At 41.9% G+C, this 23,083-nt stretch carries 17 protein-coding genes; 3 read left to right on the top strand and 14 right to left on the bottom strand.

Annotated elements, in window-relative coordinates; genetic code table 11:
- Positions 1 to 300: 300 nt before the first annotated feature.
- The 5 genes from OLM34_RS10420 to OLM34_RS10400 all read right to left on the bottom strand — a co-directional run bounded on the left by OLM34_RS10420 (position 301) and on the right by OLM34_RS10400 (position 9,572).
- A complete protein-coding gene (locus OLM34_RS10420) occupies positions 301 to 1,332 on the bottom strand; it encodes a family 43 glycosylhydrolase (RefSeq protein ID WP_264407146.1) in 1,032 nt (343 codons plus the stop codon).
- Between the two features lie 387 nt (positions 1,333 to 1,719).
- Positions 1,720 to 2,757, bottom strand: a complete 1,038-nt coding sequence (locus OLM34_RS10415; RefSeq protein WP_264407145.1) for a DUF4973 domain-containing protein — start codon at positions 2,755 to 2,757, stop codon at positions 1,720 to 1,722.
- A gap of 50 nt (positions 2,758 to 2,807) precedes the next feature.
- The gene (locus OLM34_RS10410) at positions 2,808 to 4,835 is read right to left on the bottom strand and encodes a RagB/SusD family nutrient uptake outer membrane protein (RefSeq protein ID WP_264407143.1); all 2,028 of its coding nucleotides are present in this window, start codon (positions 4,833 to 4,835) and stop codon (positions 2,808 to 2,810) included.
- Positions 4,836 to 4,956: 121 nt separating this feature from the next.
- Positions 4,957 to 8,073 carry a SusC/RagA family TonB-linked outer membrane protein gene (locus tag OLM34_RS10405; RefSeq protein ID WP_264407141.1) on the bottom strand — a complete coding sequence of 1,039 codons (3,117 nt, stop codon included), beginning with the start codon at positions 8,071 to 8,073 and terminating at the stop codon, positions 4,957 to 4,959.
- A 44-nt stretch (positions 8,074 to 8,117) separates the two neighbouring features.
- On the bottom strand, positions 8,118 to 9,572 hold the full coding sequence (locus OLM34_RS10400; protein ID WP_264407139.1) for an IPT/TIG domain-containing protein: 1,455 nt from the start codon (positions 9,570 to 9,572) through the stop codon (positions 8,118 to 8,120).
- 565 nt (positions 9,573 to 10,137) lie between these two features.
- Between OLM34_RS10400 and OLM34_RS10395 the strand changes: the two genes are divergently transcribed.
- A complete protein-coding gene (locus OLM34_RS10395) occupies positions 10,138 to 10,716 on the top strand; it encodes a non-canonical purine NTP diphosphatase (RefSeq protein ID WP_264407138.1) in 579 nt (192 codons plus the stop codon).
- 231 nt (positions 10,717 to 10,947) lie between these two features.
- Positions 10,948 to 12,009, top strand: a complete 1,062-nt coding sequence (locus OLM34_RS10390; protein ID WP_264407136.1) for an oxidoreductase — start codon at positions 10,948 to 10,950, stop codon at positions 12,007 to 12,009.
- On the opposite strand, the gene trpA is transcribed toward OLM34_RS10390, so the two are convergent.
- The 9 genes from trpA to OLM34_RS10345 form a co-directional block, all read right to left on the bottom strand.
- Positions 12,006 to 12,776, bottom strand: a complete 771-nt coding sequence (trpA, locus tag OLM34_RS10385) for a tryptophan synthase subunit alpha (RefSeq protein WP_264407134.1) — start codon at positions 12,774 to 12,776, stop codon at positions 12,006 to 12,008. The two genes, OLM34_RS10390 and trpA, sit on opposite strands and share 4 nt — an antisense overlap.
- A complete protein-coding gene (locus tag OLM34_RS10380) occupies positions 12,773 to 13,411 on the bottom strand; it encodes a phosphoribosylanthranilate isomerase (RefSeq protein WP_264407132.1) in 639 nt (212 codons plus the stop codon). Before OLM34_RS10380 ends, trpA begins: the two co-directional genes overlap by 4 nt.
- A gap of 5 nt (positions 13,412 to 13,416) precedes the next feature.
- Entirely contained in the window at positions 13,417 to 14,208 is a 792-nt protein-coding gene (gene trpC, locus OLM34_RS10375) for an indole-3-glycerol phosphate synthase TrpC (protein ID WP_264407130.1), read from the bottom strand.
- A gap of 4 nt (positions 14,209 to 14,212) precedes the next feature.
- Entirely contained in the window at positions 14,213 to 15,211 is a 999-nt protein-coding gene (gene trpD, locus OLM34_RS10370; RefSeq protein ID WP_264407129.1) for an anthranilate phosphoribosyltransferase, read from the bottom strand.
- On the bottom strand, positions 15,192 to 15,785 hold the full coding sequence (locus OLM34_RS10365) for an anthranilate synthase component II (RefSeq protein ID WP_264407126.1): 594 nt from the start codon (positions 15,783 to 15,785) through the stop codon (positions 15,192 to 15,194). The genes trpD and OLM34_RS10365 overlap by 20 nt, the downstream gene beginning before the upstream one ends.
- Before the next feature lie 12 nt (positions 15,786 to 15,797).
- Positions 15,798 to 17,204: an anthranilate synthase component I family protein gene (locus tag OLM34_RS10360; RefSeq protein WP_264407124.1), complete on the bottom strand. Its 1,407-nt coding sequence runs from the start codon at positions 17,202 to 17,204 to the stop codon at positions 15,798 to 15,800.
- A gap of 23 nt (positions 17,205 to 17,227) precedes the next feature.
- Positions 17,228 to 18,409, bottom strand: a complete 1,182-nt coding sequence (gene trpB, locus OLM34_RS10355; RefSeq protein ID WP_264407122.1) for a tryptophan synthase subunit beta — start codon at positions 18,407 to 18,409, stop codon at positions 17,228 to 17,230.
- Between the two features lie 250 nt (positions 18,410 to 18,659).
- A complete protein-coding gene (locus tag OLM34_RS10350; protein ID WP_264407121.1) occupies positions 18,660 to 18,869 on the bottom strand; it encodes a heavy-metal-associated domain-containing protein in 210 nt (69 codons plus the stop codon).
- Positions 18,866 to 21,040 (bottom strand): heavy metal translocating P-type ATPase, encoded by a 2,175-nt coding sequence (locus tag OLM34_RS10345; protein WP_264407150.1) that lies wholly within the window; start codon positions 21,038 to 21,040, stop codon positions 18,866 to 18,868. Before OLM34_RS10345 ends, OLM34_RS10350 begins: the two co-directional genes overlap by 4 nt.
- 425 nt (positions 21,041 to 21,465) lie before the next feature.
- On the opposite strand from OLM34_RS10345, the gene OLM34_RS10340 reads away from it, so the two are divergent.
- Positions 21,466 to 22,947, top strand: coding sequence for a carbon starvation CstA family protein (locus OLM34_RS10340; RefSeq protein WP_264407119.1), 1,482 nt, complete (start codon positions 21,466 to 21,468; stop codon positions 22,945 to 22,947).
- Positions 22,948 to 23,083: the final 136 nt, after the last annotated feature.

The raw sequence follows: 23,083 nt of genomic DNA, 5'->3' as shown, positions 1-23,083 counted from the left end.
AATCATCTTCGTTTGTTAAAGAATACTATTGGGACGAAGATAAATCGAAATATTTCTTTACGTCGGAATTTCCGACGGAGGATAAAAAATTTTTTCACTGTTCCCGGGAAACGATTTTTTGGATACGCAACGCTTTTTTTATCGAATAGTGTTCTGAAAATCAGGGAATAGTTATATCCTTTGTGCCGATCGAAACGACAGTAGCCAATATCCCTTTTTCGAGATTATTAACATAAGTTACATTACGTTGTAATATGATGCCGAGAAGGTGAATCTAAAACAAGATTATCCTTTTAATTTTTAATTGAAAAACGGAATTATATTTATTGAGTATGATGGGGTACCGTTATTTATTACAGGCCACCCTTCTTCATCCCATTCTACTCTATCCAATATTAAATTACGTTGGTCAATCCCGTTATCGATATAAGAGTGATAAAATATCCAATCTATCCCATTATCATCAGTGATGATTCTTGAATTATGACCCGGGCCAACAAAAAACTCATCTCCTTTTATTACAATAGGATGATAATTTAAGGGGTCCCAAGCATCATAATTATTCATATCCACTCCGCTTTTATTCAGATATGGACCATCTATATTTTCAGATCTTCCAACCACAACTTTATAGGTACTATTCATACCTTCACAACAAAAACCTATTGATGCAAAAAGATAATAATAATTGCCTCTTTTATAAATATAGGGAGCTTCAAACGAATTGCCTGCGATCTTTGTTTTTTTCGTCAAATTTTTCACTGCCATACCATCGTCGGTCAATTCTGTCATATGAATACCACCCCAACTTCCCCAAAACAGATAACGTTTACCATTTTCCTCAAAGAAACATGGATCAATTGAATTATGCACACCTATTTCGGAGCTAACGAACAATTTTCCATTGGGATTGCCTGCCGGAGGCAGAAAAGGCCCCTTGGGTTTCTCAGATACTCCGATACCGATGCCGCATGTGGCACCTCCACCCCATTTGGATATAGAATAATACATCACATACTTCCCATCAAAATAATTGATATCGGGTGCCCACATTCCGGTCTCGTTCACATTATCATTCGTAAAATCCGGTCTATTATCAAAGACCTCACTCGAACTTCCTCCAATTGGTTCCCAATTAATCAGGTCAGTCGATTTATAACCTCTTACAAGACCTCCTGTTATATACAAATAAAATTCATTTCCAACACGAATAACTGTTGGATCCGGATAATCGCCTTCTATGATCGGATTTACAAAGTAAACTTTATTACTCTTTTTCAACTTTACCGTAAATTCCTTCGAAGTACCATCCTGTCCTTCTATGGTATACACAACAGGTTTAGAAAAATCATTTACAGACTGCCCGCTATGTTGTATCTTATCGTCAACTTTGAGAATTGCATCTGGAGTATTCGTCCTAAATTCGGCAATCAGTCGAGAAAGATTGACATAAATAGGTATCTCTTTTTTATTGCCACTATTTTCAACTCTTTGATGAATAATCGGTTAATTTGTCCTTAACACTCCATATAGTCAGATAATTGAAATATTTGATTCTGATAAATTAAACCTCAATAATCAAATGATTATGAGTAGTTCTATAATAAAAATGCCTAGCTATTGTTTGAAATAAGACTACAAAATATCACCCTTGGGGGCTTATCTAAAAGGGTGATATTTTGTAGTTACTCTTTAGAGTATTACTTAACATGCCAATGATTACCAAAATATGGCTTGATCTTCGTCTGGAATCAATGTGCTTATGTTTCGTTGCATAAGCATGGTCCCTACGCATCTGTATGGAAATACCATATTTTCGCTGGAAGCGCTGTCTTTATACTGATACTCCATTGTCAGCGTAATAAAGCGCTTAATTATATGTGGACGATCAATATCGAATTCTTCCTTGATTTCGTAAGTAGGTTCTCCTATAACTTCGAATTCCAAAGCCGGATTCTCAGCACTTAATACCAATTTGCCCCTTTTGACATAAAGACCTGTTAGTTTACCTGTTTTTGAATCTTCTATTTCCGTAATTTCATCTGGCTCCAGAAATTCACATTTAATTTTAAAATCGCCTCTGTTTTCTGCCAATTCTTCCGTAATACCGGCATAAAAGAAAATCGTATTTTCATCGACAACTCGGGCTTCACGGGTGCTGGCTGTCATATATTTGGTAGTATTGTCTCCAAAATACACATACATACTCCCTGCGTTATAAAAACCTGAATAGTCGTTAAATGGCATTATCCAGAGTAACGCTTTCTGTCTACCTTTATAAGTGTTAAGAGTATAGGAAGGATCAGGTAAGATAGTCAATGGTAAAACCCATTTTTCCACAAGATCCAATCCTGAAAGTTTAAAGTTAATATCAAAGTAACCTACATCACTGCCTGCCGGAATATGACAGGTTTGTGATGGCAATTCATAAAAATTCTCAGGCAATTGCCTGTAATATAAATCACTTCGATGTGCATATTTATCGAAGTTCAAAAAATTTAAAGTGTCATTATCGACATCAATGCGCGCAATATAATCCCGATCATTCGTTTGTGATCCGCTTACAATAACCGGAAGTTTATAAGTGACTACTTCATCACCCGGTTTATATTTTAAATAAATAACGGATACATCATCCCTATTAATCGGCGCTTTCAATGATAACATTCTGGTATATAACTCGTCATTCCACTCGTCATTGCAGCCAGGAAGAGTAAAAAGTGCAGCAAGCAGTATAGTCAAATATAAATATTTCATTACAATTATTTTAATTATTTATTATTGGAAATTTACTTCATATATTGAGATTAATCATAGGAAGGCCATCCGGGGGCCTGTGTCAAGCGTGGATTCCTTTTTAATTCATCGTAAGAAACCGGCCAAAAATATTTTCTCATAGACCATGATGTTTGCACACTTGGAACTACTACTTGTTCATAGAAAAATTCACGATATTCTTTCGGTACAGTTGTGTTGCATCCGTAGATCATCTGACTTTCTTCATCCGGTGCATCTTTCCAACGACGAAGGTCGAAATAACGTTGGTTTTCACCTAAAAATTCAATTTGACGTTCACGTTTGATTGCTTTCCTTAATTCATCAGGATCAGTATAGGGATCACCCATACCGATTTCATCGTAATTCGGCAATCCTGCGCGAAGGCGTACCGGCAATACAGCAGCTTTCATGGCCGGTATATCTCGTGAAACAGTATAGGTTTCGCTCCCATCCCATGATGCTATTTGATATGTGGTTGTCAATTCATTCAATGCTTCGGCATACATCAACAGGATATCGGCATAACGGATTGCCGGATCAACTTTAGGATATACTGTTCCGTCTTTGTAGCTTTCCTTAGGATTCACAAATTTCATCATCCCAATTCCCGTGGGTATCCACCGGTCATCTGTACTGACAATTTTCCGTCCGTCATCTTCTCCATAGTAGTAAAATGTTTGAAAATCACGGTTATTCGGATCTTTAGCACTCGTACAAGCCCAATTCGCACCACTAAAAGCAACCGATGCATAAAAACGCGGTTCCCTGTTTGCATATTCCAACCATACATCCTTTCTCAAATATGGATACTCTCCATCCTCCTGCGTAAATCCTTTCATACTTGTGGCTCGGTCAAACGGTTTCCCGTCATTCATTCCATAAGCATCGCATTGTTTGCCTGTGATACCATGGCAATTCCATCCGCCTCCTTTACTTACCGGCATTTGGTGACGGGTCATAGATTGTATCCCATATTCATCATGCAATTGATTATCGCCACGTGAAAAGATCAATTCCGGATTCTCGGTAACGTAAAGATCCCCGTTAAACAAGGCGCGGTATGAATCCAGCGGATCGATATCACTCCATCCACCTTCCGCCCAGGTTTTCTCCGAATATACCGGATGATAGGGAGGCTCTATTGTTTTTGGATAAGCTCCCCAAAGCCCTCCGTGGCTACGTTTGGGAGCAACGTAAATTTCATATTTCCCTAATTTTATCACATCTAAAGCAGCAGCGGCAGCTTTGGCCCATTTCTCCTCGTCGTATTCCTGGGAAATAAGTTGCCTCCCCTTATCATCTACAAAGGAAGACATTTCAGGGTTTCCATTCATCAATGGACTTGCTGCATAAAGGTATGCTTTGGCGCGAACTGCCAATGCTGCACCTTTTGTGGGACGTGAGGCGTTACGGGAGCTACGGTTACTTTCTAAATGTTCGGCTGCCAATAACATCTGATTTGAGATATACTCCACACATTCGTCATATGTATTTCTTGGATAAGCCAGATCTGAATAAGGAGCCTCATAATCAAGTCCCTCATCAGGAAGGATTGGTACTGGGCCATATTTCCTCAACAATAACCAATAAAGGTAACCACGAATGAAATAAGCTTGTCCCTTAAGGTCTCTATACATCTCTTCGGTAATTTCATCACCCGGATGAACATGTTGAAGAAAAATGGAAGCCTGACGAATGCCTTCGTAGGACTGATCCCAGGGACGTGCAATAAGATCATAAACATTACCACCATACTGAGGTCCATATTTACCGAACTTATAGTCCGAGAAAGATACACCTGCGCCCCCTTCTGTAAAAATCATATCATCAGAATAGTTTGTAAGTGTAAAGCGCACATGTCCTATTTCAAGATTAAAAGAAAGGAGTTGGTAATAGGCATTGGCTAGCCATTGTTCGGTATAATCCCTACTGTTGAAAATCCGATCCAAATCCTGCCTGTCTGAAAAATAGCGCTCTACACTCAGGTAATCGGAACAGGATTGGAGAAGTGCCCCAAAACTAATTATAGCACTCAATAGAATATATTTTCTTTTCATCTGATTAAAATTATTTGTTTTCAAAGTTTGTAATATGAAACTGTTTCATTAAGCTAAGCAGCCATAGTCAAAACATGGTTGATTTCGGCCATAATGAAAACATTCAAGTATAATTTAACATTTACATATTAATGGTTAATCCAAATGTTACAGTCTTTCCTAATGGATATTTCATCCCATTGGAACTACCCATTTCGGGATCCCATAATTTAAAATTTGAGAATGTCAATAAATTCTGACCGATAAAATGTATGCGCACATTATTCATGTGCAATCTGGCAGTCATTACCTTTGGCAATGTATACCCCATTTCCAGAGTCTTCAATCGCAAATAAGAACCATCGCGCAACCAATAAGTAGATGGACGGTAATTGTTCGAGTTCCATCCATAACTTAATCGCGGATATTCGGCATTCGGATCTTCATTGACACCTAAGATCCAACGGTTGGAATTTGCCATATCTTCCAGTATATTGCCCCATTCTCCCTGACTGAACGGATATACAGTAAATCCATCGATGAAGAAATGAGATTTTCCTGCACCTTGAAAATGCATGTTAAAATCGAAACCTTTCCACGTAGCAGATAAACCCAAACCGTAAATTAGATTCGGTCGCGTTGTAGAACCAATCGGAACAATGTCATCATTATTAATGATTCCGTCCCCGTTTATATCTTTGTATTTGATATCACCAGGCATCACGTCTCTGGGATCGGCAAAGTCCTGACGAGGGCTATTTCGAATATCTTCGTAATCTTCAAAAAGACCCAGAGCAATCAAACCTTTTGCCTGATCGATACGAAAACCGGTGCGACGAAGATAGGGATAACGGCTTACCATTTCATCGGCTTCGGTAATTTTGTTTTTGCTGTACGTAAAGTTGCCTCGTATCTGCAAACCGACATCTCCCGCCCTTTGATCAAGCTTGAAGTTGCCATCGAACCCTTTCGTTTTAACACTTCCGACATTTGCCGCAGGATTCTCTCCCTGAATACCTACCATATCCGGTAAATAAGATCTGGTCATGTAGATTCCTTCACGCTTTTCATCGAAATAATCTACTGTCAGACCAAATTTATCTCCCCAAAGATACAAATCAAATCCCAAGTCGTGTTTTCTGGCGATCTCCCAGGTTACATTATTGGAAGAAACACGCGTATAGGTCAAACCCGGATAACCGAATCCGCTGTTGAGATCACCCCAGTTGTAATATACTTCTTGTTCTCCTGCGCCTGTCCACCGAGTATAATTTCCAAAGGTGGCAAGATAGGGAAAACGGGTTGGAGTATTATCAGTACCAACCTTTCCGTCAGAATAGCGGATTTTAAACATACTCAACCAATCGATATTGTCTTTCACGAAACTTTCCTCCGCCACGTTCCATGCAATGGAATAGGCAGGAAAGAATCCAAATTGATGCCCTTTGGCGAAGTTCTCCGAACCGTTGTAACCGAAATTGAAATTGAACAAGTAACGATTCATATACCCGTAAGATACGCTTCCAGCCAATCCTTGGTGCCGACGGGCTATCCCTTGCATAATATCACCGCCAATATTGGAGGTGTTCACATAATTGTCTTGTGTATATTTAAGGACACTGGCTACATTGTGATCTCCGAAATTTCTCCCATATATCAATTCAGCTTCTAAAAATTCCTTCCTATCTCCCGACGCAGAAGAACCTTGGGACAGTAAACGCTCCGGAACGATTCGGTTAAAAACGAGCTCACCGTCCGAATTCCGTTGACGTTCAGCTCTCCACATCTCGGGATTTTTCCGGCGTTGTATATGATTGTAATTATATGTATCGTATCCAAAACGTCCTATAAATTTTAACCCTTCGGTAATAAAATCCAGTTTTTGATCCAATGTGACATTAGAATTGATGGTATTCTGCCAAACCTCAGTATATCCTGTTTGTGTAGCGGCTACCCAAGGATTATATTTTCTTTCCCACGATTCTGCATCTTCTCCCTGCATAATAGGTACATATCCGTTCGAATACATCACTGGCATCGTAATCGGATTATATCCGAATATCGAATACCAGATATCATCGGTGTTAACTGCGCCGGAACGATTCGTTTTTTCAAGAGCACCGCCAATACCTACCTGAATCAGAGTGGATGCGGTGACGTTCATATCCAGGTTCAGACGATAGTTATAACGCTGATAATTGGCATTCGTGTCGTATTCTTTCATTGCCTTATCCACATGATACATCCCTCCTTCATCGAGGAAGCTGCCCGATAAATAATACCGGGCCTTTGATCCTCCGCCTCTCATATTCACCGAAGCGCGATAGGTAGGAGCGCCATCTTTCAATAAAAGATCCATCCAATTGACATTCGGGTAAATGTCCGGATCCAACTGTTCATCGATCATCATTAACTCCTGGTCGGTATAAACAGCTTTTTGATTGCGGGTTGTACGCGCTTCGTTCGCCATGGAAGCATACGTTAAGCCATCAACGAATTTAGGGGTCCGAGTACGGGTGGTCCAAGTATATTCTCCTTTAGCATTTATTTCTAATTTTCCTTCACTTCCTCGTTTCGTATTGACCAATATAACACCATTCGCACCGCGTGAACCGTAAATCGCCGTAGTAGAAGCATCTTTCAGTACTGTAAAAGATTCGATATCCTCGATATTGAGTTCATCCATACTCCTTTCAAATCCATCAACCAATACCAAAGCGCTGGAGCTACCCCCGAACGTGGAGATACCTCGGATCCAAAACTCTGAGACGTTGTCTCCCGGCTGTCCTGAACGTTGCATTGCCATCACTCCGGCCACATTCCCGGCCAAAGCGTTGGTAATGCTGGAAACCGGTGTCTTCAAAGTCCCCACTTCAACTGTGGTGATTGATCCAGTCGTCGTTATCTTCTTCTGCGGACCCATACCGGTAATCGTAACTTCATCAAGTATAGTAGTTTTTGCTTCATGCATAGTGATATCTAGAACCATATCTTCGTCTTTTATCAAATGTTCCTGTGTTTCGTAACCTACGTAAGAGAATACTAAATATTGAAAGGGTTCGACTTCTATTTTGTATTTCCCATCCATATCTGATACTACTCCCAATCCCGGCTTTTCCTTTATGACAACAGTCGCACCAATCAGAGGAACCCCTTCTGAATCAACAATGGTTCCGGAAACTTCAACTGTCTTCTTTTGAGCAGATATGCTTATTACATACACGACTATGCATAAAACAGATAGAATATATTTTTTCATTTTTTCGTGTTTTTATTCTTATGATTTATTCAATTACATTAGACTTATTCTACAGAAATGGTGCGTATACGCTTGTTCTCGCGGTCTGCCACATAAAAGATTCCTTCTTCCTCGTCATAACAAATACCGGTAGGTTCCCTAAAACGGGCTGTTTCCCTCGCTTCTCCATCAATCCAACCCCAGACTTTGCCATCGGTTCCTACGCTCCCACGTCCGGCAAATGTGCTAACTTCACCGTCAGGTGTAACCTTTCGAATAGCGTTGTTATTATGATCACACAGATAGAAGTCATATACATCAGTTTTCCCTTGTGCTACATACTCAGGATTTTTCACAAAAACCCCTTGACGTGGACGGTTAAACCGAGCAGAACTTCCAGGAGCATCGACATATCCCGATCTTCCATTTAAATCCCCTACATGAAGTGCAGACGAGACCAGTTCTTTCGTTGTTTTATCGTAAGCACATTTATACACTCCGTTGAATCCGGTCACATACACATAAAGATCATCCGGATGCCTGAACATAAAGATATGATCGCTAGCATTGGCTCTTACACTAAACAACGCTTTCCCATCCCACATTTGGCTGGCTTCGTCAAAAATTACACGGGCTTTATATACTTGTGAAGATTGCCATGTATTGTAGAAAAGTGTACCGTCGCTCATGGATACAGCAGAATAAGAGCATTGTCCGTACAAATAAGGATACACTTTTCGGAATCCTTCTTTACGAAGGGCATAATGCATATTTGGCATTTGATGCCTGTCGTTCCAGTTTCCACGCCCATTATCATCGACAAAGAAAAGGGTGTCTCTCGTTGGCGTGTCGAACAACATCGATTTTACCTGATGAACACCGGCTTGCCCCTTCATAAATACGGTAGAAACCTCTTTTGTAGTCAGATTAATCTTCCGTAGTGCCGCCAAGTTTTCTTCATCAATACAATAGATAATCTTGTTCCCTTCTTCGTCTATGTCGAATTCCAACCACCAAGGGTGTTGAAATTCAGCTTCTTCAAAAGGACCGTCGATGATACTGGAAGTATTGGTTTGCGGATCCACTTTGCCTATTAATGTATTAACCACCAAAGACTCCTGAAGCGTGAATAAATTTTCAAACTGGTGCTCTTTTGCAACTTTACCATTCTCATCCATAATCGTAACAACTACATCTCCCCTACTACAGCGTCGGGGTGCCATTACACAGATTTTCGTACCCGAGGAACCAATAACAGGAGCCGGTATTCCTCCAATGGATACTTTAATTTTCGAAACATCTGTACCAAAATTACTCCCTTCAATGAATACTAAAGTACGTACAGCTCCTTCTTTTGGAAAGAAATCAGTGAAGGTAACCGGCTTTGAAGGATCGGTGGGTACAACAGGCATTGGTCCCTCATACCCTCCCTCTTGGCTACAACTTGTAACTACACAAGCTATTACAATTAAAATTGCAATAAAGCTTGCCGAAAACTTTTTTTGAAATTTTTTAAGCATTTCTGATTTTTTATTAGTTTATTGAAATTGGTCATAAAAGTGAAATAAAAATATTCAATTTATATTCCTATTTCCTACATACATATATCCTTTATCTTTTAATATAATTAGTGTCAAAATTAGAGGTTTTAAAAAAAAATGTATGCAACTTTTGTATCAAAAAATGAAAAGATATTGTCATTAACATATCCGAGATCATTAGTAATACACTATTAAACAAGATATTAGCTTTTTTTTGAATCTAAACCACTTCTTATTATGCTTAAAAAATCACTTACTTCATTTAAGATTAATTAGATTAAGGTGATAAGTTGATGATATCAATAAAAAGTGTCATTCAAGAACACAAATTCTAAAATCTTCCTCCTCAAAAACATTCACAGCCTATAAAACGTTGTATTATGTAAAAACCAAAGGAGAAATTTCATTTCTCTATCAATAAATAAAAACGTTAAAAAAATTATGATACAATTAGAATAACAAGCCAAACGAATTGCAAGAATCAGCTCTCGAGAAACATAAAACTTAAAAACGAAATAAAATAAACTCCAAAGAGTAAACATAAATGATGCGAAAAATTGTATTTGCCACCAACAACCGGCATAAACTAGATGAAATTCGAAAAATTACAGAAGGGAAAATAGAAATCCTTAGCCTGGACGATATTGGCTGCCATGACGAGATTGAGGAAACGGGCAACACATTAGAAGAAAATGCACTCATCAAAGCCCGATTCATAAAAAATAAATATGGTTACGATTGTTTTGCAGAAGATACCGGTTTAGAAGTGGATGCCTTAGGAAATGCTCCCGGCGTTTACTCAGCTCGTTATGCCGGCAAGGCTTGCAGCGACGAAGACAACATCAACAAACTGCTCGATAATTTAACAGATATCGAAAACCGAAAAGCACGTTTCCGTACAGTGATTGCTTTATTGATGAACGGCAAAGAATACTTTTTCGAAGGCGAAATAAAAGGACATATTATCAATGAAAAAAGAGGATCTGCCGGTTTCGGATACGATCCGATATTTGTTCCGGAGGGTTACGACCAAACTTTTGCCGAATTGGGCGAGGAAATTAAAAATCGCATCAGTCACCGTTCTATTGCAACACAAAAACTTGTGAATTTCCTTTTAACCTGAGATAAAAACAAGTCAAATCAAGGTCAATCCGGAAAAATCATTTTAAATAAGGAGTAAAATTTCGGTTCGCCATAAAAACCGAAATTTAAGAACAATAAAAGGGTATAAGGCGTTAGCTAAATAATATACGAGTAAACAAGGTACCGTTTAAACAATAACAATTCAAACGCATAAGACGTTATATAAAATATACGAGTTCAAAAACAATAATTTCAATAAACACAAAATTCTATGTCAACAATTATCCACACCGGTATTATTGGTTTCGGACTATCCGGAAGAGTATTTCACGCACCGTTCATAGACGTGCTGGAAGGTTTCGAACTTTCCAAAATCAGTACGACAAATCCCAAAAGTATCCGTATCATCGAAGAACGTTACCCTGTTACAGCTGTTGTTCCCGACGGAAAAGGCATCATCGACGATCCGGAAATCGATTTGGTAATCGTTACTTCTCCCAACGAGGTACACTTTCATTGGGCACGTGAAGCATTGCTCGCAGGAAAACATGTCGTGGTTGAAAAACCGTTTACGGTCACTGTGGCCGAAGCCGACGAACTCATCGAAATTGCCAAACGACAAAACAAAATTCTGACGGTTTATCACAACCGTCGTTTCACAAGCGACACCAAAACAGTGAAAAAATTACTTGCAAGCGGTTTGCTCGGTGAGGTGAAGGACTATGAGACGCATTTCGACCGTTACCGCCCCGATCCTCGCCCCAATGGCTACTGGCGTGAGGATCCCCGTCCCGGATCGGGCATTTTCTATGATCTCGGTTCGCACCTCATCGATCAGGCGCTCTACTTTTTCGGCATGCCACAGGCAGTAACGGCCGAAATTTGTTCGCAACGCCCCTGGGCAAAAGCCGACGACCGATTCGATGTGCGCCTCCATTACCCCACATTTACGGCAACGCTCAAAGCCGGTATGTTGTGTCGCATCCCGGGGCCCACCTACCTGATTCACGGCACCAAAGGTTCGTATGTCAAATATGGCCTAGACGTGCAAGAAGAAAACCTCGACAAGGGAGCGATTCCCAATACCAACGACTGGGGACGGGAACCCGAAAGCATATGGGGTACCATCCATACGGAATTTGAAGGAGTGAAAATTCAGGGAAAAGTCGAAAGCGAAAACGGCGATTATCGCGAATATTTCATCAATCTGCGCGATGCCATCCTGGGGAAAGCCGAACTTGCAGTGAAACCCGAAGAAGCGCGCAACGTTATCCGCATCATCGAATTGGCTTTTCAAAGCAGTAAAGAAAAAAGAACGCTGGAAGTGAGCTAACGAATTGCTTCCATCAGTTTTCTTACTGCCTCGCCAATGGAATTTTCTGTTCCCAACAGCGACACAAACTTGCTGCCGATGATGGCACCCGAAGCCTCCTCGCATGCAGCATCAAAGGTAACTTTGTTGGATATGCCGAAACCGATCAAACGGGGATGGTGCAACTGCATGGCATTTATTCGTCGAAAATACGCCAGATTGGCATCGCTGAAAGCATTTTTCGCACCGGTTACCGATGCCGACGACACCATATAGATAAACCCACCCGTATTTTCATCGATCAGTCGTATGCGTTCTTCCGATGTTTCGGGAGTGATGAGCATAACCACATGCAATCCGTACCGCTCGGCTATTTCTTTATACGATTCCATGTATTCGTCAAAAGGCAAATCGGGAATAATCAGGCCGTCGATGCCACATTCGGCTGCGGTCTTAAAGTACCTTTCCGCTCCAAATTGTATGATGGGATTCAGATAGCCCATTAAAATGAGGGGAACGCTTACTCTCTGACGAATATCGGCAAGTTGACCAAAAAGCAATTTCACGCTCATGCCGTTCTTCAACGACTGTGTGCTTGCCGACTGAATCACCGGGCCGTCGGCCAAGGGGTCGCTAAAAGGAACGCCAATCTCGATGAGATCCACACCGTTTTCGGCCAACGATTCAATAATGGAAACAGTATCATCCTTCCGGGGATATCCGGCCGTAAAGAATATTGAAAGAATGTTATTTTTCTTTTTGTCAAACAATTGATCTATTCGGTTCATTTTCTGATTTCTTCTATAAACGATTGCAATAATGCCGTATCTTTGTATCCGGGAGATATTTCAAAGCAACTGTTCAGATCGATACCCATAAACATGGGATGCGAAAAAGCTTTGATGGCTTCCACATCGTCGGGCGATATGCCTCCGCTCAGCAAAAAAGGCACATCTCCTCGATAATCCGAAAGCATATCCCAATCGAATTTCCTTCCCGATCCGCCATAACCTGAAGTGCGGGTATCGAAAAGAAAATAATCGCAGCACTTCTCGTAAAGCCGTACTTTTTTTACAGGAAACCGTCTCTCAGAATCGATACTGAACGCCTTCATCACCTCAAATCCATCCAACTGCAAAACCCTACAATAGGAAGGTAGTTCGCTTCCATGCAACTGAATCACTTGAATGAGGTTTTTCAAAGAAGTTTTCCTGACAATATCCTTTTGTTCGTTGACAAAAACACCCACCCGTTTCACGTCGAAAGGAAAATTCTTGAATCCCAACGGTTGAGCCATATAGCGTGGCGATTCGGGATAAAACACAAATCCCATCCAGTCTACATCCAGCTGCTCCACCGCACGAATATTTTCCTCATCACGCATTCCGCATACTTTGATAACCAAGTTTTTATTGAAAGCCATAAAAATTAAAAATCCTCTTTTAATTCGCTGAGAAATACGCCCAAACTTGCGCCGGGATCGGCAGTCTTCATGAAATTTTCTCCGATAAGAAAACCCCGGTAACCTGCTTCTCGCAATGTACTCACCATCGTTGGCGACGAAATTCCGCTCTCCGAAATCCATAAAGCCTCCTTGGGAAGAACACGCGCCATTTGAAACGATTTCTCCACATGAGTTGCAAAGGTACCTAAATTTCTATTATTGATTCCGATGAGAGAGTGCGAAGTGATGTACTCCGTTTCTTTTTCGTCGTGAAGTTCCAGCAGCACTTCGAGCTGAAGCTCTTCCGCAATTTTTGTAAATCGTCTGCATTCTTCTTTGCTGATGGCTGCAGCAATAAGCAAAATGGCATTTGCCCCGAGCAACTTGGTTTCGTAAACCTGATATTCGTCTACAATAAATTCCTTTCGCAATACAGGAATATGTGTCGCCGACAACGCCGTTTCCACATCATGAGCCGTTCCGCCGAAAAAATGCTCATCGCTAAGCACCGACAAAGCCGCAGCGCCATTCACTTCGTAGCTTTGAGCTATCGGTTTTACATCGGCGCATGCATTGATCCAACCTTTACTTGGCGAACGGCGTTTAAACTCGGCAATGATACCGCTGTCGGAATTTTCCAATGCCGATTTCAACGAACGCGCTTCAACCGTTTTCTTCTCCAATAACCGGCAGATCTCGTTTATGGGGCGACGTTTTTTCTGCTCCTCAACTTCTATTCGTTTATGAGCAACGATTTCCTCGAGTACATCTTTCATGCTGTCATCCTTTATTCAGTTCCACAAACTTTTCCAGGGTTTTAAGAGCCTTCTTGCCATAGAGCGATTCTCGGGCAATTTCGATACATTCCTCAATCGATTTGTCCTGTTCAACGGTTTGAATGGCAAAAGCAGCATTGATCACAACTACATCGCGTTGTGCCCCGGTACCTTCTCCATGAAGCACATCTCTGAAAATCCCGGCTGCAACCTCCACCGTATTCCCTCCATCCAATTCATGTTGTTGCACCCGCTTAAAACCGAGATCCTCAGGCATGAAAAGCTGCTCGCCTTTGGTGGATACCACTTTGAATTGGTCGGTAAGCGAAATTTCGTCGTATCCGTCCAGCGTATGCACAATGCAAAAGTGCTTTTTCCCTTCCTGATAAATATAACTGTAAAGTCTCATCATGGACAAATCGTACACACCCAGCATCTGGTAGTCGGGTTGCACCGGATTTACCAACGGACCCAATACGTTGAAAAAGTTACGGACGCCCAAGCTTTTTCTTACGCCGGCCACCGCTTTCAGTGCAGGGCTGAATAACGGTGCATGCAAATAGGCAATATGGCATTGTTCCATGCTCCTGCGCAACGTATCGATGTTGGTAGTAAATTTTACTCCTTGCTGCTCAATAACATTGCTTGCCCCACTGATGGAGGTGGCACCATAATTGCCGTGTTTTACCACGTTGTAACCTGCACCGGCAACCACAAAACACGCTGCAGTAGAAATATTGAACGTATTTTTGCCATCGCCGCCCGTCCCCACGATGTCCAACGGTTGATAATCCGACAAATCGGCCGGCACACGCATCTCCAGCAAGGCATCGCGAAATCCGAGAATTTCGTCTACCGAAATGCTGCGCATCAGAAATGAAGTAATGAGGGCGGCAACTTGCGATTCGGGCACATTCCCGCCAACAATGTCAAAAAGAACCTTTTTGGCTTCCTGACGCGAAAGGTATTGATAATCGAATATTTTATATAGCGTTTCTTTCATTGTCGTTTATGTTTAAAAAATTTTGAATAATAGTGATTCCCTGTGGCGTAAGAACGGATTCGGGATGAAACTGAACACCGTGAACGTCGAGTTTTTTATGTTTGATGGCCATAATGTTGTTTTCATCATCAACAGCCGTAATTTCAAGTTCACCGGGAAAATCGTCACGGGAAATGATCCACGAATGGTATCTCCCTACCTGGAATTCCGAGGGTAATCCTTCGAATAGAGGATCTTCCTTCACAATATGGGCAATTGTCTGCACGCCGTGAAAGACAAAAGGAATATTTTCCAGTTTTGCACCAAAGACCACACCTATGGCCTGATGCCCCAAGCACACGCCAAGCATGCTTTTAGTAGGTGCATAACGTTTAATCAGCGGAAGCATATCCCCTGCTTCTTCGGGTATTCCGGGACCGGGCGAAAGAATGATTTTATCGTACTGCTCTACCAAATCCAAATCAACCTTGTCGTTGCGAACCACATCTACACCGGTGTATCCAAGCGATCTCACCGCATGAACCAAATTATAGGTAAAGGAGTCGTAATTGTCGAGAATAAGAATTTTCTTCATTTTCTTTTACTATTAAACATTAACCAAAGAGGATGCCCTATCAATGGCTTTTTTCAAAGCACCCAATTTGCTGTTGACTTCCTGCAATTCATACTCGTCGCTGCTTTGTGCCACAATACCTGCTCCGGCCTGATACCAGAGTTCGTTGTTGCGGCTTACAAAAGTGCGGATGGTAATAGCTTGGTTGAGATCGCCATTTAATCCGATAAACCCGATGCAACCTCCGTAGGCACCCCGATTGTGCTTCTCGATCTCGGAAATAAGTTGCATGGCGCGCACTTTGGGTGCTCCCGAAAGCGTGCCGGCAGGAAAAGTATCGAAAAAGGCCTTGATGGGATCGGTGCCCTCGTCGAGTGTGCCGCTCACACGCGAAACCAGATGAATAACATGTGAGTAAAACTGCGGTTCTTTATAGAAATCGACCTTTACATCGTGTGCATTTCTACTCAGATCGTTTCTGGCAAGGTCGACCAGCATGACATGCTCTGCATTCTCTTTGGGGTCGTTCATCAGAAACTCCATCGCCTTCATATCTTCCTTATAATTTCCGGTACGGCGGGTTGTACCGGCAATGGGATCGATGCTGATTCGGGAACCTTTAATTTTGCAGTGCGTTTCGGGAGAAGAACCGAAAATGCGGTATCCGCCAAAATCGAAATAAAACAGATAGGGCGAAGGATTGATGGAACGCAATGTCCGGTACACCTTGAAATCGTCGCCCGAGAATCGTTGAACGAAACGGCGCGAAAGCACAATCTGAAAGACATCTCCCCGAAGACAATGTTGCACGCCACGACGCACATCGGCCTTGAATTCCTCATCGGTAATGGTGCTGTATTCCTCTCCTTCGGGAAAAAAGTTGTACAACGCAACATTACGGACATTCATCAGCAACTCCACACGCGAGAGCCGACTTTCTTCTCCATCGCGAAGAAGCTCAACAATAGTGATTTCGTCCTTAAAGTGATCGAAAATCAGCATGTAGCGATAAAGAATGTACAGCATATCGGGGGCATCGCTGCGTTCTTCCTTGCTTTCGCGAACGGGAATATTTTCGGTATATTTCACGCAATTAAAAGTGGTATATCCAAACAATCCACAAGCATCACTATGTTCGCCTTCCACTTTTATCTGTTGAAGGAAACCGCTCAATGCGTCGGAAATCGTAAAAGACGCAGACAGCGGGCGCATTTCTTTTTCCCCATCGGGAAATTTCATCGTACACATACCCCGATTTACATCGACGGAAGCTATGGGTTCTAGTCCGATGTAAGAGGTGCTATTTTCGTTGGCATGGAAATCGGAACTTTCCAGCAATGCCGATTGCGGAAAAGCATCGCGCACTTTCAGATAAATGCTCACCGGCGTATGAAGGTCGCCAAGAATTTTTTTAGTATGGGTATGAAAATTGTAAGACATATCGTAATGATTTAGTTGCTAAATTAATCCATATATTTAAGATAGGTGTCCATATCCTTATCGCCTCGCCCCGATAGTGTAAGCACTACAATATCGGAAGACGAAAATTCCACTTTATCCAATGCTGCCAAAGCGTGAGCCGACTCCAATGCAGGAATAATCCCCTCATTTCGTGTCAAATTGAAAGCAGCTTTCAATGCCTCATCATCGGTAATGGCCAATACCCTGGCACGCTGTTGTTTTGCCAAATGGGCATGAATAGGACCGATACCCGGATAATCCAGCCCGGCAGAAACGGAATACGGTTCAACAATCTGTCCATCCTCGGTTTGCATGATGAGGGTTTTGCAACCGTGCAATACACCAATTTTTCCTAACTGAATGGTGGCAGCAGAGTAGCCGCTGTCAATGCCTTTTCCTCCCGCTTCAGCAAGCACAATCTTGACATTCTCGTTATCCAAATACTCATAAATTGTTCCGGCAGCATTGCTTCCCCCACCAACACACGCGAAAAGATAATCGGGAAAATCGCGTTCTTCTTTTTCTGTGAGTTGTTTTTTAATCTCTTTGCTGATAACCGACTGAAGTCGGGCTACCATATCGGGATAAGGATGAGGACCAATAGTCGATCCGATCACATAATGCGTGTCTTCGGGATGACTGCACCAGTCGCGAATAGCTTCGTTTGTAGCATCTTTCAATGTCATGTTTCCTGAAGTAACGGGAACCACTGTCGCTCCTAACATTTCCATTTTTTTTACGTTTGGAAACTGCCGTTCCACATCGGTTTTCCCCATATAAACCGTACAAGGCATCTGCATGAGTGCGCACACCGTTGCCGTAGCTACTCCATGTTGACCGGCTCCGGTTTCTGCAATAATGCGGGTTTTGCCCATCCTTCGGGCAATAAGCACCTGCCCTATGGCATTATTGATTTTGTGAGCACCGGTATGATTGAGGTCTTCCCGTTTAAGATAAATCTTACAACCATGCCGTTCAGAGAGTTGTTTGGATAAATACAACGGTGAAGGACGCCCGACATAATCGCGTAACAACGCTTGAAATTCCTGTTGAAAGCTATCGCTTTCCATAATATCAAGGTAAGCTTGCTGTAAATCTTCCACGCATTTGTGAAGAATTTCGGGTACATAAGCTCCGCCAAATTCGCCATAATACCCTTTTTCGTTTACTGTAAATTGATTCATAATGAAAAAACGTTTATTTGTAAATATCCCTAAAAACGAAAAAACCTGTCGCAAGGTGCGACAGGCTTTCTGATCTTTATTCTATTGCTTACTTCAAAAAACACGGATGCTTCCCTTACGACTTTGTGAGTTGTAAGTGACGCCACCAATATCTGTTTGAAAGTAGATAATTCATTTCCCTTTAATTTTCTTGCAAAAGTATATGAGAGAAAAATAAAATGCAATATATTTACATACTTTAACCTAGAATTTATAGCGCTTCGGCTTCAAATCCGGTTCGTTTGATGGTCTTAATAATGTCATCCACCGAAAGTTCATCGGTTTCCACGGTCAAAATTTTGTCGGGATGTTCGATATCTACTTTCCATGAAAGTATGCCTTTCTTCTTATCCAGAAACGGTTTTACTTTTGATACACAATTGGAGCAATGGATATTGGTTTTGAATCGTAATGTTTTCATATCTTTTTTGATTTTAATCGTAAACTATTGGTTACCACACTTACCGAACTCAACGCCATTGCAGCACCGGCAATCATGGGGTTGAGCATAAACCCGCTGAACGGATACAACACTCCCGCAGCAATGGGGATGCCGATAGCGTTGTAAATGAATGCCCAGAAGAGATTTTGTTTGATCACCTTGGCAGTTTGTTTCGATAGGTGGATCGCTTTGGGTACTTTGGTGAGATCAGATGAGATGATGGTCATTTTTGCCACATCCATCGCAATATCGCTGCCTTTGCCCATGGCGATGCTGACGTCGGCCTGCGCCAATGCTGCACTGTCGTTGATACCGTCGCCCACCATCGCCACTATCTTTCCCTGCTGTTGCCATTTTTTGATAAGCAAGGCTTTTTCATCGGGATGCACGTTGCCTTTATAGGAAGTTATACTCAGCTGCCGCGCCACCTCGGCAACCGCTTTTTCGTTATCGCCGGTGTATATAGCCACTTCTATGCCCATCTGTTGCAATTGCTCGACAGCCTCCTTAGAAGTAGGCTTCAACTGATCGGTAAGGGCAATGAGGCACAATACCCTCTCTTCATCGGCAAAAAGCGAAACGGTACGGGCTGCCTCCATCTCACGGACAATCAGGGTTTGCAAATGGAAAGGAACAGGTACATTTTTCGATGAAATAAAGGCTTCATTGCCTACATAATACTTCTTCCCATAATAAACGCCTTCGACTCCTTGTCCGCTAACATGCGCAATTTCCACGTTCTCAAGAAGTGAGCAGCCATCCTGCAATTCGGCTACGATAGCTTCTCCCAATGGATGCCCCGATTTGTATTCGATGCTGTACAGTATATTGCGCCATAATGGCTCAACATCGGCTGTCCATTTCATGGAGGTAACCACCGGTCTGCCCTCGGTAAGGGTTCCTGTTTTATCGAGCACCACCACATCGATATCTTTCGCCAATTCCAAACTCTCTGCATCTTTAATAAGAATACCTTCTTCGGCTCCTTTACCAATGGCCACCATGACCGCAGTAGGCGTGGCCAATCCGAGAGCACACGGACACGCAATCACCAGCACGGTAACCATCGCCAAAAGTCCGTGAACAACGCCGTTTTCGCCACCAAAAATAAGCCAGCCAACAAAACTCACCAGAGCAATACCAATTACCACAGGAACAAAAATTGCGGCAATCTTGTCCACCAGTGCCTGTACCGGGGCTTTACTTCCACGCGCTTCGTCCACCAATTTTATGATATGTGCTAACAACGTATCTTTACCTACCTTTTGCGCACGGAAGTAAAAACTACCTTGTCGGTTCAATGTGCCGGCAAATACCTTATCGCCGGGTTTCTTTTCCACGGGAATGGGTTCGCCACTGATCATGCTTTCGTCAACAAACGAGACTCCTTCCGTTACTTCACCATCCACGGCTATGCGTTCACCGGGCTTCACCAACACAATATCGCCCACGGCAACATCCGAAATAGGGATTTCGATCGGCATGCCATCTTTTACAACTACTACCGTTGAGGGCTGCAGTCCCATCAGTTTTTTGATGGCTTCGGAAGTATTTTCTTTTGCTCTTTCTTCCAACAGTTTTCCGAGTAAGATGAAAGCAATGATTACGGCCGATGCCTCAAAATAGACATGAGCTTCCAGTCCTTTGTTTTCCCAAAACTGAGGGAAAAGCGTGTTGAAAACGCTAAAGAGATACGAAATGCCGGTACTCAATGCCACCAGCGTATCCATGTTTGCCGAACGATGTTTTGCCTGTTTCCATGCCCCAACGAAAAAACGACGCCCAAAAACAAACAGCACCGGAGTAGCCAATGCCCACATGATATAGTTCGCATATGGCCAATGCATAAAAAACATGCCGATGAAGACAATCGGTACCGATAATAGAAGCGCACCAATGGTTTCGTTTTTGAGTTTGCGATAATTTTCCCTGTGTAAACGTTCCACATTCTCGACCGACAATTCGTCGTCCTCAATCAACATATCGTAGCCGATTTCCTGCAGAGCCTGACGCATTTTTTGAGGGGAAGTAATATCGGGAAGATATTCAACAGTCCCTTTCTCATTGCCGTAATTGACCGAGGCATTTAAAACGCCGGGCACAAATGCGAGGATGTTTTGAGTTGCAGCTGCACAAGCAGCACACGTCATATTCAGCACCGGATAGGAGCGTTTGTCGGTATATACCTCTCCACCGCTTTCACGAACAGCCGCCACGATAGCACGAATAATATCGGCTTCGTCATCGGAAAATTCGGGGTCGATGTCGAAAACCAACTTTCCTAATTTTTTGTCTATTTCTACCGAAATGATTCCTTTAACAGAACGTATAGCCGATTTAAATCGTTCTTCATCGGCTGGATATTTCGATAACCTAATGTTCATGAAACTTCCCCTTTCTTCTATTGTAAGAAAACAATTTGTAAGGGATTAAGTTCAAGCTGCTACAATCTGCAAAAAAAAATTTATTGCTATATAATGGTTACTCCTTTTCAATATTAAATTTTTTCACGAAAATACTTATCATTATTCAGCAAATAAACGTACATTTGTGTGAAATTAAAACTTATAAGAACATGATAACATTTATCATCTGTCTCGCGATTTTAATTTTGGGTTATGTTTTTTATTCAAAATTTATCGAACGAACATTTGGTGCAGATCCCGATAAACCAACCCCCGCTTATAAACTCAACGACAACGTAGACTATATTCCCATGCCATGGTGGCGTGTATTTCTCATTCAATTTCTGAATATTGCGGGATTAGGTCCTATTTTCGGAGCAATAGCCGGTGCAATGTGGGGACCTGTTGCTTTTGTTTGGATTGTTTTTGGAACCATCTTTGGCGGGGCCGTGCACGATTACCTCTCCGGAATGTTATCGATCAGGCATAACGGATTGAGCATAACCGAGATCATCGGTATCTATTTGGGACTTACAGCTAAACAAGTCATGCGGTTGTTTACAATTGTATTGATGGTATTGGTAGGGGCGGTTTTTATTACAGGGCCTGCAAACATTCTGGCCGAGTTGACTCCCGCTTATGCAACCATGAATTTTTGGGTTGCTATCATTTTTATTTATTATATCCTGGCTACCCTTCTTCCGATCGATAAAATTATAGGGAAGATCTACCCCTTATTTGGTTTTGCATTGTTATTTATGGCAGTAAGTTTAATTTCGGCCCTTTTTATAAAAGGATATCAAATACCCGAACTTACAGCCGAAAACTGGCATAATTTCCACTATAACAGTGAGCAATTTCCCGTTTTCCCGATGCTGTTTATTTCGATCGCTTGTGGGGCTATTTCCGGTTTTCATGCCACGCAATCGCCTTTAATGGCACGATGTATAAAAAACGAAAAAGAAGGTCGCAGAGTTTTCTATGGTGCGATGGTTGTAGAAGGAGTTGTTGCCCTAATATGGGCTGCTATCGGGATGAGTTTTTTCGGTGGAGTCGAAAAATTGAATGAGGTAATGGTTGCCCATCAAGGGAATGCAGCATGGGCGGTCAACGAAATATCCAATTCGTTGCTTGGCAAATTCGGAGGAATACTGGCTATTTTGGGTGTAGTTGCGGCTCCCATAACCTCGGGAGATACCGCATTTCGTAGTGCGCGCCTGATTGTTGCCGATGTTCTTAAAATGAAGCAAGGCCCCATGATAAACCGATTGTTGATAACTGTACCGCTGTTTATTGTTGGCTTTCTTTTAACCCAAATCAATTTCGATATTATTTGGAGGTATTTCGCTTGGGCTAATCAAACTCTTGCCACAGTAGTGCTTTGGACAATCACAATATACCTGATTCTTAATAACAAAAAATACGGAATCACTCTCCTGCCCGCTTTGTTTATGACGTATGTTGTTTCTTCCTATATTTTACTTGCGCCGGAAGGATTTTCGTTGCCTAAACCTATTGCCTATATTGGAGGAGCGGTTATTATGACATGCTGCTTCATAGCTTTTCGGGTTTATCAACAAAAACTTTCAAAAAAACAAAGGGTATTGCAACAGCCTGTTTATATTGTTGAAGAACGAGAAAAAATGAAGTGACAATATGTACGTGTTTTTGTTACATTTCTGTTAAGTTTTTAATTCTTAGCATCAAAAAAATTGAGGTAAAAAACTATTTTATTACTTTTGCGCCGTCAACTTTTTAAGTCCAAGTAGAGTATTTTTATTTAAAATA

This window comes from Anaerorudis cellulosivorans, from assembly GCF_025943985.1.
GTDB classification, from domain to species: Bacteria; Bacteroidota; Bacteroidia; order Bacteroidales; family Dysgonomonadaceae; genus Anaerorudis; species Anaerorudis cellulosivorans.
This window is presented reverse-complemented; position numbering and strand designations above follow the sequence as displayed.